At 70.8% G+C, this 14,816-nt stretch carries 10 protein-coding genes and 4 tRNA genes; 7 read left to right on the top strand and 7 right to left on the bottom strand.

Annotated elements, in window-relative coordinates:
- The first annotated feature begins 34 nt into the window (after positions 1-34).
- Positions 35-835, top strand: coding sequence for a tyrosine-protein phosphatase (locus tag NV348_RS03275; protein ID WP_447145631.1), 801 nt, complete (start codon positions 35-37; stop codon positions 833-835).
- Positions 836-838: 3 nt separating this feature from the next.
- Here NV348_RS03275 and NV348_RS03270 read toward each other — a convergent pair whose 3' ends face one another.
- Positions 839-1,378 carry a GNAT family N-acetyltransferase gene (locus tag NV348_RS03270; RefSeq protein ID WP_447145630.1) on the bottom strand — a complete coding sequence of 180 codons (540 nt, stop codon included), beginning with the start codon at positions 1,376-1,378 and terminating at the stop codon, positions 839-841.
- 71 nt (positions 1,379-1,449) lie between these two features.
- On the opposite strand from NV348_RS03270, the gene NV348_RS03265 reads away from it, so the two are divergent.
- A complete protein-coding gene (locus NV348_RS03265; RefSeq protein WP_447145629.1) occupies positions 1,450-2,958 on the top strand; it encodes a flavin-containing monooxygenase in 1,509 nt (502 codons plus the stop codon).
- Positions 2,959-3,025: 67 nt separating this feature from the next.
- Positions 3,026-3,952: a LysR family transcriptional regulator gene (locus NV348_RS03260; protein WP_447145628.1), complete on the top strand. Its 927-nt coding sequence runs from the start codon at positions 3,026-3,028 to the stop codon at positions 3,950-3,952.
- 101 nt (positions 3,953-4,053) lie between these two features.
- Here the strand turns inward: NV348_RS03260 and NV348_RS03255 are convergent, their stop codons facing one another.
- Positions 4,054-7,062 carry a TrbL/VirB6 family protein gene (locus NV348_RS03255; protein ID WP_447145627.1) on the bottom strand — a complete coding sequence of 1,003 codons (3,009 nt, stop codon included), beginning with the start codon at positions 7,060-7,062 and terminating at the stop codon, positions 4,054-4,056.
- Positions 7,063-7,445: 383 nt separating this feature from the next.
- Between NV348_RS03255 and NV348_RS03250 the strand changes: the two genes are divergently transcribed.
- Positions 7,446-8,399, top strand: a complete 954-nt coding sequence (locus tag NV348_RS03250) for a hypothetical protein (protein WP_447145626.1) — start codon at positions 7,446-7,448, stop codon at positions 8,397-8,399.
- Here NV348_RS03250 and NV348_RS03245 read toward each other — a convergent pair.
- The 5 genes from NV348_RS03245 to NV348_RS03225 form a co-directional block, all read right to left on the bottom strand.
- Positions 8,365-9,555, bottom strand: coding sequence for a hypothetical protein (locus tag NV348_RS03245; RefSeq protein ID WP_447145625.1), 1,191 nt, complete (start codon positions 9,553-9,555; stop codon positions 8,365-8,367). The two genes, NV348_RS03250 and NV348_RS03245, sit on opposite strands and share 35 nt — an antisense overlap.
- Positions 9,556-9,617: 62 nt before the next feature.
- Positions 9,618-10,691 carry a phospho-N-acetylmuramoyl-pentapeptide-transferase gene (gene mraY / locus NV348_RS03240; protein ID WP_447145624.1) on the bottom strand — a complete coding sequence of 358 codons (1,074 nt, stop codon included), beginning with the start codon at positions 10,689-10,691 and terminating at the stop codon, positions 9,618-9,620.
- A gap of 168 nt (positions 10,692-10,859) precedes the next feature.
- Positions 10,860-10,934 (bottom strand) — tRNA-Val (locus NV348_RS03235).
- Position 10,935: 1 nt separating this feature from the next.
- Positions 10,936-11,006: transfer RNA gene (locus NV348_RS03230), tRNA-Cys, on the bottom strand.
- 40 nt (positions 11,007-11,046) lie between these two features.
- Positions 11,047-11,118: transfer RNA gene (locus tag NV348_RS03225), tRNA-Gly, on the bottom strand.
- A gap of 389 nt (positions 11,119-11,507) precedes the next feature.
- On the opposite strand from NV348_RS03225, the gene NV348_RS03220 reads away from it, so the two are divergent.
- From NV348_RS03220 to NV348_RS03210, 3 genes are all read left to right on the top strand, one after another.
- A tRNA-Val gene (locus NV348_RS03220) sits at positions 11,508-11,579 on the top strand.
- 142 nt (positions 11,580-11,721) lie between these two features.
- Positions 11,722-13,200 (top strand): glyceraldehyde-3-phosphate dehydrogenase, encoded by a 1,479-nt coding sequence (locus NV348_RS03215; protein WP_447145623.1) that lies wholly within the window; start codon positions 11,722-11,724, stop codon positions 13,198-13,200.
- 143 nt (positions 13,201-13,343) lie between these two features.
- Entirely contained in the window at positions 13,344-14,774 is a 1,431-nt protein-coding gene (locus tag NV348_RS03210; RefSeq protein ID WP_447145622.1) for a hypothetical protein, read from the top strand.
- Positions 14,775-14,816: the final 42 nt, after the last annotated feature.

Below are 14,816 nucleotides of genomic sequence, written 5' to 3'. Positions count from 1 at the left end.
AACCGTGACCCGGCGTCGTCGAAGGAGCCCTGTCGTGACCCGTAGCCGTGCTGTGCGCGCGAGTCTGGCCGCCGCGACCGCAGCGGCGGTGCTGCTCGGTCCCGTCGTCGGCCGGACCGTCGCCGCCCCCGCGCCCACCAGCGAGACCGGGACCGCCGATCGGCTGCTCGGGCTGACCGGCGTGCAGAACGCCAGGGACGCGGGCGGTTACCGCACCACCGACGGGCACTGGGTGCGTACCGGTCTGGTGTTCCGCACCGGCGCGCTGGACAAGGCCACCCCCGAGGACCTGGCCCGGCTGAGCGCGCTCGGCGTCGGCGTGGTCGACGACCTGCGCACCGGCTACGAACGCGCGCTCGGCGCCGACAAGCTCCCCGCCGGCGCCACCGGGAACTCCTACGACGTGCTCGGCCAGGCGCCGCCGATGATCATGGCGGGCGCGCTGTTCGGCGGCGAGGGCCTCTACCGGGCCTTCATCACCGCGCCCGGCGCCAACGAGGCGTTCGCGGCGGTCCTGCGCGACATCATCGCCGCCGACGGCGCGGGCGTGCTCTTCCACTGCAGCGCGGGCAAGGACCGCACCGGCTGGGCCTCGGCGGTCCTGCTGACGCTGCTCGGCGTCGACCGGGACACCGTCACCGCGGACTACCTGGCATCCAATACTTACCGCAACGCCGCGCCCACCGATCCGCTCAACGGCGTGCAGCAGAGCTGGCTCGACGCCGCCTTCGACCAGGCGAGCCAGAGCTACGGCAGCTTCGACGGCTACGTCCGCGACGGCCTCGGCCTGTCCGATGCCGAGGTCACCGCGCTGCGGGCCGCGCTGCTCGGCTGAGGTTCACAGCGTCCGTTCGTACACGAAGTCGGAGTGCACCTGGTTGCCGACCGGGAAGGTCTTGGTCCCCACCTGCGTGAAACCGTGCTTGGCGTAGAACCTCTGGGCGCGTTCGTTGGCCTGGTTCACCCCCAGCCACAGCACCGTCGCGCCCGATTCGCGGGCGGTGGCCACCGCGGCGGTCATCAGCGCGGCGGCGACGCCGCTGCCGTGGTGTCCCGGCAGCACGTACATCTTGCTCAGCTCGACCACCGCGCCCGGGCTGACCTGGGTATCCACCTCCGGATCGGTCGGCCTGCCCGCGACGAGCATGGCGTAGCCGACGATCTCGTCGCCCTCGACGGCCTTGAGAACCGTCCGCTCCGGATCGGACAGGTACTCGCCGAACCGTTCGCCCGAGAGCATCTGCTCGAGGAATATCTCGATGTCGCCCTGCGTGGCCTCCGGCGGGCACGCCAGCGGGAAGGTCGCCGCGGCGACATCGCTGAGCTCCTCGGCATCCCAGAGGCCGGCCCGATCGACGACGACGGAACTGTTGGTCATAGTTCCAGTACAGCACGGGTCGGCCCGGCGGCGGTGGCACCGTCGCGCCGGTGCCGAGTACTCTCCTCGCCATGACGAGCGGTAGCCGCATCGGGATCGTCGGTGCGGGAGTTGCGGGTTTGGCCTGCGCGAAAGTGTTGAGTCGGGCGGGTTTCCCGGTCGAGGTGTTCGACCGGGCCCCTGATGTCGGAGGTGTGTGGAGCGCCACCCGGCGCTATCCGGGGCTGCGCGCGCAGAACAGCAAGTTCCGGTACCACTTCAGCGACTACCCGATGCCCGAGGACTTCCCGCGCTGGCCCGACGGCCAGCAGGTCCAGGCCTACCTGGCCGGGTACGTGCACGAGTTCGGCCTGGCCGAGCACCTGCGGCTGGGCACCGAGGTCGTCGCCGCCGACCCGGTCGACAGCGGCTGGCTGCTCGAGGTCCGCGACCGCGACGGCGTGCACCGCACGACCTGCGATCACCTGATCGTCGCCAACGGCGTGTTCAGCGATCCGGTCATGCCCGCGCTACCCGGCGCGGCGGCGTTCGCGGCCGCGGGTGGCCGGCTGGTCCACGTGTCGGACTTCCACGACGTCGAGCAGGCCCGGGATCGCTCGGTGGTCGTGATCGGCTACGGCAAGTCGGCCTGCGATGTCGCCGAGGCCGTCAGCCATCTGGCCGACGAGACCAGCGTCGTCGCCCGCAGGCTCACCTGGAAGATGCCGCGCAAGCTCGATGCCGGCCTCGACTACGAGCGGCTGCTGCTGACCCGGCTGGGCGAGGCGCACTTCCGGTCGCGGGAGCCGCGCCGCATCGAGCGCTGGCTCGACGCGCTGAGCCTGCGCCAGGCGAACCTGGACCTGCTGCAGGAGCGGGTGACGCGCAAGCTCCGGCTGCGCGAGCTCGATCTGGTGCCGACGGGCGGCATCGAGGAGATGACCACCAGCACCGCGAGTCTGGCGACCGAGGGCTTCGCCGAGCAGGTCGAGGCCGGCCGGATCACCGTCCACCGCGAGACCGAGGTCACCGAGCTGATCGGCGGGCAGCACGGGCCCGCGGTGCGCCTGTCCGACGGCACCCTGAAGCTGGCCGAGATCGTCGTCTGCGCCACCGGGTACCAGCAGGAGGTGCCGTTCCTGACGCCGTTCGTGCGGCGCAGCCTGACCGACGAGGTCGGCGATTTCCGGCTCTTCCGCAATATCCTGCCGGTCGAGGTGCCCAACCTGACGTTCGCGGGCTACAACAACTCCAACGTGAGCGCGCTCAGCGCGGAAGTCGGCGCGCACTGGATCGCCGGCCTGCTCACCGGGAAGTTCGTGCCGCCGATGCCCGAGCAGATGAACTCCGAGATCGACGAGCGGCTGCACTGGTCGCGGGAACGCACCGAGGGCTACCACGCCCAGGGCGCGTCGGTGGTCCCGTTCTCGCTGGCCAATATCGACGAGATGCTCGACGATCTGCGCACCCCGCTGCCGCTGACCAGCAGGCTGGCCCAGTGGGTGCGCCCGGTGCGGCCCGCCACCTACCGGCGGGTGCTGCGCGAACACCCCGCGACCGTTCCCGCGACGCCCACGCCCGCACCGGTTGCCGAGCGGTAGCCCGACACGCCGGATCGCCGTCGCCGCAACACTTGGCGGTGATCATTGCGTTGGTGATAATCCTCGCGTGGATGCGCTGGATCTGAACCTGTTGCTCGCCCTGGACGCGCTGCTCGAGACCAACAGCGTGACCGAGGCGGCCCGGCGTCTGCACACGTCGACCTCGGCGATGAGCCGCACCCTGACCCGGCTGCGCGCCGTACTCGGCGACCCGCTGCTGGTGCGGTCCGGCCGGCAGCTGGTGCCGACACCGCGGGCGCTGGAGCTGCGCCACGACGTCGCCGGACTGGTCGATCAGGCGCGGTTGCTGCTCACCGCCCGCGACGGGCACGGTGCGGGCCGCCATCGCGATTTCGTTGTCCGGGTGGCCGATTCGGTGGCCCCGCGCTTGGCCGGTCCGCTGCTGGCCGCGGTCCGCACCGAGCTGCCCGGCGCCACGGTGCGCGTGCTGGCCGCCGATGCCGCGGACGCGGCGGTCGCCCTGCGCGACGGCCGGGTCGACGTGGAGGTCGGCATGATCGGTCAGACCGATCCGGAGACGGTGGTCACCCGCCTGTTCGCCGACCGCTGGGTCGGCCTGGCCGCCGCGGGGCACCCGTTCGGCGCCGACCGCCCGACCGTGGCCGCCTACGCCTCGGCCCAACACCTGGAGGTCTCGGCCACCGGCCGCACCCACAGCCCCATCGACGATCGGCTGGCGCTGCACGGCCGCACCCGGCGCGTGGTCGCCACGGTGCCCGACCTGTCCACGGCGCTGTTCACCGTCGCCACCACCGAACTGGTCTGCCCCGCACCGGAACTGCTGTCCCGCCCCGCCGCCACCGCGCTCGGCCTGACGACGTTCGAGATCCCGCTGCCCCTGCCCGCCCCCGTCGTCGCGATGGCCTGGCATCCGCGCAACACCGCCGACCCGGGCCACCGCGCCCTCCGCGACCTCATCGGCACCGTCCTGCGCGACGCCCCCCACCCCGACCTGGTCGCCGCGCCCGCCTGACCGGCTTCCTGCGCCCGCTTGACCGGGTTGCGGTGTCGGTAGCCCGGATCGTGCCCAAAGACCACGGAGACCATCGCCAAGGCTGTTGCCGGCGTCGGTGCTCAGCCGGGTTCCGTTGTCGGCGGCCCGAAGACGTCGCGCGGCCCCGGCGGCAGCCCGGCCGACCGCTTCAACTCGTCCAGCATCGCCTGCAGCTTGTCGACCTGCGCGCGCTCGATATCGAAGGCGCGGAACGTCCCCGTCACGGTGATCCCCGCCGCGTCGGTGGCGGTCGGCGGAACCGGATCGGACACGACCCGATCGAGCGGGCTGGTCGCCGGCGCATCCGGTCCACTCGCGTCGGCGGCGAACCCGCCGGTCCGCGTCGGCTCGCTCCCGTAGCCACCGGCAGGCTCGAGGCCCACATTTCCGTGGTCGGTCGACGGCGCGTCGAAGCCCTCTGGTGCACCACCGGAGGTGTGTGCGACGGGGGTGGCCTCCTTCGGCGCAGACAGCCGCGCGGGCGGTGCGGACGGCAGGGTGTCACCTGAGGTGGTGAGGCGCTCGCGCGGGGCCACATCGTCGAAGATCGACCCGGCACGCTGGGCGTCGCCCGTGAAACCGTTGCGGGTGTGGCCGTTCACGCTCGGGCTGGACGGTGTGGTCAGGTCTTCGTCGGTGAAGGTCCAGTGGATACCGCTGGTGGTGGACCCGGAATTGGCGGACCCGGGTGTCCCGGCGGATCGTGGATCGAACCCGTTCGCCTGGTAGCCGTTCGTGGTCTCGCCGCGATCGCCGGCGGTGAGACCGGCTGACCGGGGATCGCTCACGACTCGCTCGGGTTCGCCGATCCGACTGCCGGACAATGCCTCCGATGATCCCGGCGCCGATCCGGCACCGACGACCGGCCCGGTCGTGCCTCCGGCGGGTTTGCCGACCGGCCTGGCCCGCTCCACAGCCGCCTCGGTGGGCGGTCGCACCCCGGTCTCGGTCGGCGGATCCGACATCGTATCGACGGCACCGGCATTCGCCTGCGGCGCGACGACACCGTTGATCACCCCGTCACCGCCACGTGCGGCGACGCCCGCCTCCGCACTACCCGGCAGGGTGAGCTCATCCCCGGCCCCGGCCCCGGCCCCGGCGACGTTCGACCCCGACAGCCCGGAGCCCGGCGACGTCCCATTGCGCCCGAGCGCCGATATCGACGCCGTCCGCCCGACGACCTCGGAGTCACGCCCCGAACCACCGGCCTCCCCGCCCCGGCTCGCACCGTTGTGCGGTAACCGCTGCGTCACTTGCCATTCCACGGCCTCGATCACACTGTCGTCCGACAGCTCCAGCGCCCGGCCGTTCACCGAACCCAACTGCGCGGCGACACCACCGGTCGCGGTGGCCGCCCCGGCACCATCGCTCCGCCCGGCAGACGCGGTGAGAGCACCGTCCCGCTCGGCCGCTGCCGCGAGGCGATCGGCCCATTCGCGGGCGGTAGCGGTGGGAACGACATCGTCAACCTGCTGTGCGGCTGCTGCCGCGAGGCGATCGGCCCACTCCCGCGCGGTCGCGGTGGGAACGACATCACCGGTCGGCTGTTCGGCCGCCGCCGCGGCGAGCCGATCGGCCCACTCCCGCGCGCTGTCCGTGGGGACGACATCGTCGGTCTGCTGTTCGGCACCTGCTGTGGCCAGACGGTCGGCCCGCTGTCGCCCGGTCGCCTCGTTGGCTTCCCGCTGCGTAGTGGCCGCCCCGGCTTCGTCGTCCTGCCGGCCAGTCGTCGCTGCCGAGGCGACGTGTCCTGTCTGCCGATCAGGGCTCACCGCGGCTGCGGCTCCGTCAGCCCGCTGGTGCGTTGTGGCCGCACCTCGAGTCTGTCGCTGTGCGGTGGCGAGCGGGTCAGCGTGCTGACGTGTGCCGGCCGCAGCGCCGAGGCCATCGCCTTGCGGCGCGCTGGCGGGATGGTCCGGACGCGCCTCCCCGTCGTCGGCCTGCCGACGGACGGGGGACGCCCCGGCGATGCCGCTGCCCTGCCCGGACACCGCGAGCCCCACATCGGCATGAGCTTGACCCTCCGGCGCGGCGACATCGTCGGTCCGCCCGTTCCGGATAGCCGCACCGGCGGTCCCATTGCCCCGCTGCGGCATGGCGAGCCGCCCGTCGCCACGCGCGGACACCGGCACCGCGGCATCGTCGGCCGATGCGGTCGGGTCGACGACGCCCGATCTGTCGACGCTCGCATCGGCTCCTGCCGGCAAGGCGCGAGAAGAACTGTTGGCGTCCGTCCGAGGAACAGCGATCGGGTCGTCGACGGCCACGTCTCCTCGAGTCCGAAGCTCGCGCAGCGCTCCCGTCTCGTCGACTGCCCGGACACCGTTGAGTGGCTTCGCACCGTTGACCCGGGACGCGCCGTTCAGCTGTGCCCGGCCGTTCACCGGCGGCACGCGATCCGTGCCGTTCAGCGGCAGTGCTCGTTGCGTGCCGTTCACCGGACCCGCATCATCCGACTCGGCAGTGTCCTCCGGCACCGTGCCCACAGCCGATCCGGTCGGCGACGCGACACCGCCTGCCGCATAACCTTCGGCCGACCGCCCCGCGCGACCCGATCGCACGGCCCGCGCCGTGTCGGCGATCGGCGCGGCCTCCGCGGCCGGCTCGCTCGCCGGTTCGAAGGTCGCCGAGGGGCGGGGGACCGGGGCGACGGTGAGTGGCCAGGTCGGGTCGCCGAGATGGTCGGTCCGGGAATGCCTGCGTTCCAGCGGAGGCCGGTTGCCTGCCGGGGCCGAGAGCTCTTCTCCCGCAGCCGGATCGGCGGCCGCGCGCTCGGCGGCTTCGGCGGCCTCCCGCACTTCCCGGCGGCTACGGGTGCCCCGGGCGCGCGGCGCCGGTTCGGGATCGCCACCGTCGAGGGCGTCGAGCCGGGCACTGAGCCGGGAAATGTCCTGTGACGCATGGAATGCCCAGGTCTCGAGCCTGCGGATCCTGGTCTGGTCGGGCAGATCCTCGTCGGCGGGGAAGGCGGGCACTTCCTGCCGGACCCGGGCGGCGACGACATCGAGCTTGTCACTGACCTCACGCAGCGCCGCGGCGATACTCGCCAGCATCGACCCGATGGATTCGTCGTGCTCAGCGTGGTTCATGCACACCCTACTTCCCGTGCTCGGCGAGCGTGCCCGCCCCGGCCGCAGCGATCATATCCACCGGGGGCTGCTGCCGTGTCGTCGCGATGTCCCGGTGACCGGATCCGCGACGCGCCGAAGCGTTTCGTAATCCGGACGAAATGGACGGGCAACAGGCCCGGTCTGTGTATCGAAATGATCAAGATCTCGGCGACGTTCTGCGACGTCGGCACAATGAAATAGCTTGATAGTCAAGTGGAGTCGCGTTTGTGATATCGATCACCGGTCGGTGACGCACCCGAGCGCGGGTCAAGGGGGCTGGCGGCCTCTCGGTGGCTGCGGGAACCTGGAGAACAGGGCGTGGGCGCGGGCACACGTCAGGGTCCCCGGTGAGGGAGTGTGGTGTGAGGACGAAGCGGCGAAGCGACACCCAGGTGGTGTGCGGACGACGGGCGCTGCTCGACGAACTCGGCATCTCCGAGGGCAGCAGGCGGGCGGCACCGGAACGCACCGGATACGGCTGTGGTTGCCCCGAATGCGTGGCGACCCAATGGAATACCCAGCGTCTCGAACATTGGATCTGCGGCAGGCTGACGGCGGCGGGCGCCGACGAGGCCGAGGTCGACGCCCGGGTCGACGACATCCCCGTCGACATCTACTGGCGTCGCGGCGACCGGCGCTGTGTCGTCGAAGTGCGCAGCGGCCCCCTCGACATCACCGCGGCCCGCGCGCACCGCAGACGACTGCAGGCGGCCGGCATCGATGACGTCCTGTGGGTCTGCCCGCAGGGGTACTGGGTGCCACTGGTCCCCGCGGTCGGTATCGCCGATTTCGCGCCCGCGGCCGCCGACTACCGCATCGATCAGGGCATGCTCGCCGCGGGTGCGACGGGTTTCGCCGGTCCGGTGCGGCCGGGCTGGGAACTGCGTGACTTCCTCGAGGGCTGGGTGACCGGCGATATCCATTGGGGTCACGCGGATTCGACGACAGGAGGGTGGGCCGAGGTGGGCACCTGGGAACGGCATACCGCGGCGCAGGCCGCCATGATCGAGCATCAGCGCAGGGAGCTGCGCGACCAGCGGGTCGAGCTGGCGGTGTCGCGACAGACCGTGCGCGACAAGCAGAAGCTGGTCACCCGCCTGCACCACCGGATCGACCGCGCGGGCGTGAACGCCGATGCCGAGGCGATCACCCTGGCCGGGGTGCGCAGCGAACTGGTCGCCCAGCAGCGGATCGCGGCGGGCCTGCGGGCGACGATCGGGCGGATGGACCGCACGATCAATCAGTGGCAGTGGCTCACCTGCTGCGCGATGCTGCTGGTGATCACCGTGATGGCCGGCGCGCTGGTGACGCGCTGAGCCGCATGGGGGTCCGGTCCCACTGCCACTCGTTGCGCAGCACCAGACCGGCCAGGTCGAGCAAGTCGAGGCCCGTCTCGGCGCGCACGCTCGCCAGCGCGCGGCCATCGTAGGGGCCTTTGTCCAGATCGGCGGCAATGCGTTCCTCGATCGCCGGGTCGGTGTCGCGGGCTCGCAGCCGGGCCGGGTCCAGCGCGCTGCCGGTCCAGGCCAGCCAGCCCCAGCCGTGGTCGTGGGCGTAGGCGCGCGCGAGCTCGCTCTGGATCCTGGTGTGGTGGAAGGCGATCCGGCCCAGCGGGACGACATCGACGAGCACCGTCCGGCCCTCGGTGAGCTGCGCGGCCACGGTCGGATAGTGCACGTGGTCCTCGCCGCCGAAGGCGTAGGTGAGCGCGGTCGGTTCCTCCTGGAACGCCGTCACCGCGGGGCTGGCGTCGAGCGTGCGCAGCAGCCGGGCCGCCAGTGCGGAGTCGTAGGCGACATCGCGGCCGACGGTGGCGAGGTAGAAGCGACCCCGGCCGTCGTCGTCGCCGTCGGCGACACGGGCCGAGGCGGTCGGCAGGGGAGCGGGGGTGCCGGTGGCCCACTCGACGTCGTCGAGCAGCGGCTCCAGCTCGTCGGTCTCGTCGAGGGGGTGCAGTTTGGCCAGGATGCTGGCGGTCTTCTTCTGCCAGCCCAGGATTCGCTGCATCACATACCCGGCGACGCGCTTGGCGTCGGCCTGGTCGTGCCCGGCCAGGCGCAGCTTCAGATACGACCATTCCATCGCCACCAGATCGGTGTCGGTGGCGTAGGTCTCGGCGAGCAGCTCCCGCACCAGCCGCAGATCGCCGGCGTCGCGCGGGTAGCGGTGCCCGAACACCGCGGCGCTGCGGTGCCCGGAGCGGGCGGCTTCGCGCACGAGCTGCCCGATCGCCTTGGCGTAGAGCTGGCGGACCCGGTCACGCGCCAGGTCGTAGCGGGCGCCGATGCGGGTGAGCGTTTCCGGGCGCTGCCCGCCGATGCCGAGGCGCAGCGCGACGATCCGCGCGTCCCTGGCCGCGCGTTCGGCATGCTCGGTGAGCAGTTCGGCGACCAGCTCGTCGAGTTCCTCGAGCTCGAAGGAGACATCGGTGGCGATGTCGTGATCGAGTTCCCGCCCGCTCCCGGCACTCACTGGGCCACCTCCCGCTCGCTCTGTGTCGGGTCAGCGTAGCGGGGGAGACCGACAGTTCCCGGCTACAGCGCGGTGATGTACTCGCCGTAGAACAGGCACAGCCCGATCGCCGACGCGATGCCGGCCAGCACCCAGAACCGGATGATCACCGCGGTTTCGGGCCAGTTGTTCAGTTCGAAGTGGTGATGGAACGGCGCCATCCGGAACAGTCGGGTGTGTGTGGTGCGGAAGACGACGATCTGCAGCAGCACCGACAGGATCTCCGCGACGAACAGCGCGCCGAGCACCACCGCGAGCAGCTCGGTGCGGCTGGTGATCGACAGGCCGGCCACCAGACCGCCGAGGCCGAGCGAGCCGGTGTCGCCCATGAAGATCTTGGCCGGCGCCGCGTTCCACCACAGGAACCCGATGCACGCCCCCGCGGCGGCAGCACTGACAACGGCGAGATCGAGGGGGTCGCGCACGTTGTAGCAGCCCCGGCCGGGGCTGAGCTCGCACGAGTTCTCGAACTGCCAGAGCGTGATCACCACGTAGGCGCCCAGCGTGAGACTCATCGACCCGGCCGCGAGACCGTCGAGTCCGTCGGTGATGTTGACGGCGTTCGACCAGGCCACCACCAGCAGGCAGATGAACGCGATGAAGATCAGCGATCCGAAGGCGATGGTGTTGATGTCGCGGACGTAGGAGAGGTTGTTGCCCGCCGGGGTGAGTCCGGTCGCGCCGGGGAAGCGCAGCGCCAGCACCGCGAAGACGACCGCGGCCCCGATCTGCCCGAGGTACTTGCCCGCCGCGGTCAGGCCGAGGTTGCGGTGTTTGCGCAGTTTGATCGAGTCGTCGAGGAATCCGACCATGCCCAGGGCCGAGGCCAGCAGCAGCACGAGCACGCCGGAGGCGCTGGGTCCGGGCGCGTCCCACAGCAGGCCGATCAGGTGCGAGCCGAGGAATCCGGCCCACACGCCCGCGCCGATCGCCAGCCCGCCCATGGTGGGGGTGCCGCGTTTGGTCTGGTGGCTGGCGGGTCCGTCGATCCGGATCTCCTGGCCGAAGCCGCGGCGCGCGAACACCCGGATCAGCACCGGGGTGAGGGTGATGGTGACGAACAGGGCGATCCCCGCCGACAACAGGATCTGCCTCAACTGCTCGCCCCTCCATGCCGCTGGTCCGCGTCGCCGTTACCGGCCCGGCGACGCCGAGTGCCGATCCTAGGGGAGCGCCGACGGAATCCGGGCCGGGAGTGACCTGGGTTACATGCTGTCCGGCCCCGGAAACGCAAGAAGGCCCCGGTCGAAACCGGGGCCTTCTTGTGGTGCGCGATACTGGGATTGAACCAGTGACCTCTTCCGTGTCAGGGAAGCGCTCTCCCGCTGAGCTAATCGCGCGAGGTGGAGACGGGAATCGAACCCGTGTGCACGGCTTTGCAGGCCGTTGCCTCACCACTCGGCCACTCCACCGCGCAAAGGAGGATGGCATTACTGCCTAACCTACCTCTCGAGCGGATGACGGGATTTGAACCCGCGACCCTCACCTTGGCAAGGTGATGCGCTACCACTGCGCTACATCCGCATTCGCACTTCCGGAGGCTGTCGGCCTTGCGGCTTGGCTGCTCTCCGTGGTGCGAGGAAAACATTAGCCGACGGTCGGCGCAGACTACAAATCGGCTGGTAGATGGGCCTAAATGTGAATTACAGGGGTGTTGTTCGGGTGGTCGGCGGGGGTGCGGGGCGGTGGATGTGCGTCGAATCGTCCGTGACGGCTGCGGTCGGGGACTCGGGCGTCCCCGAGTGGTCCGAGCTCGCAATCCCAGCTGACTCCGGGCGCGCGGGTGACGGTCTACAGAACAGGCCACGGACCCCGAAGCCCCCGTTCACGAGGCGATTTGGTGTGACCCGGGGGCGCCGTGCTAATGTTCCATCTCGTTCGAGAGGCCCTCCAAAGCCCCTCGCGCGGTGTTCGGTCCCATAGCTCAGCGGGAGAGCGTCCGCCTCACACGCGGAAGGTCGCTGGTTCGAAACCAGCTGGGACCACAGCATGACCAGGACTGTCGTCCTGGTCATTTTTCGTTGGTGGAGTGGCGTAAACCTCACTGGTGGGTAGCCGGTCTCGGTGAAAACTCGGCGCTCCTTAGCATCGGTAGGGACTACTTATCGAGAACCCTGAGGACGTGTGGTGACCACCGAACAACTTGACCGCTGGAACGCTCAGGAAGCCGCTGCCGAGGCGATGATCCCGATCATCGGCACGCTGTACCGCGGCAAGGGCGTGACGATCCTGCTGCACAGCCGGTCGCTGGTGAACAAATCGGTGATCAGCATTCTGCGGACGCACCGGTTCGCGCGGCAGATCGCCGGCGAGGAACTGTCCGTGGACGAGACCCTGCCTTTCCTGCAGGTGCTCAGCGAACTGGACCTGGGGCCGTGCAAGATCGACCTCGGACAGCTGGTCATGGCCTATCGCGCCGATGACCGCGGGCTGTCGATTCCGGAGTTCACCGCGGCGGTGCTGACCGAGGTGATCGACGGCAACAAGGCCGAGCCGCAGGGCCCGCGCGATGTCGTGCTCTACGGTTTCGGCCGGATCGGGCGACTGGTGACCCGGCTGCTCATCGAGAAGGCAGGGTCGGGCAACGGGCTGACCCTGCGCGCCGTGGTGGTGCGCAAGGGCGGCGACGACGATCTGGCCAAGCGCGCGTCGCTGCTGCGTCGCGACTCGGTGCACGGCCACTTCAACGGCACCATCAAGGTCGACGCCGACAACGACACGATCACGGCCAACGGCAACGTCATCAAGTTCATCTACAGCGACGATCCGACTGCGATCGACTACACCGCCTACGGCATCGACAACGCCATCCTGATCGACAACACCGGCCGGTGGCGCGATCGCGACGGCCTGTCCCAGCACCTGCGCCCCGGCATCGCGAAGGTGGTGCTGACCGCGCCGGGCAAGGGCGACGTCCCCAACATCGTGCACGGCGTCAACCACCGCAGCCTGGACCTGTCCCAGCAGATCTTCTCCTGCGCCTCGTGCACGACCAACGCGATCGTGCCGCCGCTCAAGGCCATGGACGACGAATTCGGCATCCTGCGTGGACATGTCGAGACGGTGCACTCGTTCACCAACGACCAGAACCTGCTCGACAACTACCACAAGGCCGACCGCCGCGGCCGGTCCGCGCCGTTCAACCTGGTGCTCACCGAGACCGGCGCCGCGTCCGCCGTCGCCAAGGCGATGCCGGACTTCAAGGCCAAGATCACCGGTAACTCGATCCGGGTGCCCACCCCGGACGTCTCGGTCGCGATCCTGAACCTGCAGCTCGAGCAGGAGACGACCAAGGAGGACGTGCTCGCGTACCTGCGTCAGGTCTCGCTCGCGGGCCCGTTGAGCCGCAACCTCGACTACACCGCCGCCAACGACGTGGTCTCGAGTGACTTCATCGGCTCGCGCGCGGCGTCGATCATCGACGCCAACGCCACCATCGTCGAGGGTGACACCGCGATCCTCTATGTCTGGTACGACAACGAGTTCGGTTACTCGTGCCAGGTCGTGCGCACCGTGCAGTACATCTCGGGCATCGAGTACCCGACGTACCCGCAGATCGGCGCGCCGTCCGCCGAGCCCGCGCTGGCCGCCGCCGACGCGCGGTAATCCGCACCGCGACCTGCGGATCAGGCGGGCGATCGACCTCCGGTCGGCGCCCGCCTGCCCGGTGTCCACGTTGTCGGGCCGGGCCGTGTTGTGCATACTGGGCACATGACGACTAGTCGAAAGGGCGTACGGCGCCCGGGCCGTTGAGCCTCCTGCCGGTCATCGCACCGGCTTCCTTCCCGCTCGATCGAGCGGAATTTCCGCAATACCCGCAGTACCTTCGCGCGTCCCGACCACCCGGCGACGATGCCCGCCTGGCCTTCTGGTCGCGGGTCCGCGAATTCGCGGTGCCACCCACCATGATCGATCTGGCCACCGCACGCCGCCGCGTCGGTGACTGGGCGGGGGCCTGCGCCGCGGCCCACGTGGACGTCGATCTCGATCTCCGTGCGTTCGCCCGGACTCACGGCGGGGAACTGGCCGCGCGGATTCGGGCCGATCTGCGTCACCTGGCACCGGATCTGCTGCGCTGGCATCTGCCCAGGGTCGCGCCCGACGGCCTGCTCCGGCCGGGGCTGACGATCACCGTGGCGCGCTACGCGTCAGCGATCGCCGGAACCCGTGGTGGCAGTGGGGGATTCGTGCACCTGGTGGTGCGGACCGCGCCGGCCTGGGCCGATGCCGGTCAGCGGCTCACGCTCGCGCTCTGGGACGGCTCCGGGACGAGCCCGCATCCGCATGCGCGGCCGAACCGGCGCTTCCGGCTCGATCTGCACCGTCACCTGTGGGACGCGCGCAGGACCGATGAGCTGCCGAGCCGGTGCGGGGCACCACGAAGCGCGGCCGACGAGCTGTCCGCGCAGCTGCCACCCGAATGCGCGGTGGATCGCTGGGCCGACGAAGCCGCGATCCTGCTGGGGGCCGAGAAGTCCACGGCCGGAATGGTGCTGGTGCGCTGCGGCGCCCGGCGGCAGGTCGTCCTCGACGTGGGCGCGCAGGTGCGGATCACCGAGCAGTACCGGCGCGGCGAGGTGTCCGCATTGCCGGTACTGCCCGACGCCGCGACCTGGGTGCTGCCCGATCTGGCGCTGCTGCGGGCCGGTGCGATCTCGGTCGATCAGCTGCATCCGCTGGTCGCCGCGGCACTCGACCCGGCCTGGTCACCGTCCGCCGCCGCGCGAGGTGCCGAGCGGCCGGATCGGCCGCGGCTCGTGGAGTGCCGGGGGCAGTGGCACCGGATCGGGTTCGTGGACGGGCGGCTGGCCGCGCTGGATCACGACCCGGCCGAGATCCGGCGCGAGGAACTGCTGGTCGCGCTGACCGGCACCCCGCTGCCCTGCCTGCGGGTCATCGATCAGGCGCACCGTCGCCCGGAGGCGCTGGCGGGCATTCGCGAACGGCTCGACCACGGTGACACCGCCGGTGCGCTGGCCGAGGTCGAACGGCTGCTCGGTCCCGCGGCGCTGCTGCGCGACGGTCCGCTCCGCGACGACCTGGAGTCCGCCGCGCGACGGCGGATCACCTATGGCCTGTTCCGGGCGGGGCTGTCCGAGCCCGGTCGCGGCGCCCGTCAGCCTGCCGGACGCCCCCGCCGCGAAGACGGCGCCCGTCCACGTCACGCGGTCGAGCGCTGACGCGCTCTTCCTCCAATTCCTCTGAACACCAAGGTGATACAC

The sequence above is a fragment of the Nocardia fodinahabitans genome (assembly GCF_052983615.1).
This window is presented reverse-complemented; position numbering and strand designations above follow the sequence as displayed.

What these genes read in the sequence shown, in the direction of transcription:
- NV348_RS03265 (WP_447145629.1), top strand. Translation starts at nt 1,450, where the DNA reads ATGACGAGCGGTAGCCGCATCGGGATCGTCGGTGCGGGAGTTGCGGGT.
- NV348_RS03270 (WP_447145630.1), bottom strand. Translation starts at nt 1,378, where the DNA reads ATGACCAACAGTTCCGTCGTCGTCGATCGGGCCGGCCTCTGGGATGCC.
- NV348_RS03255 (WP_447145627.1), bottom strand. Translation starts at nt 7,062, where the DNA reads ATGAACCACGCTGAGCACGACGAATCCATCGGGTCGATGCTGGCGAGT.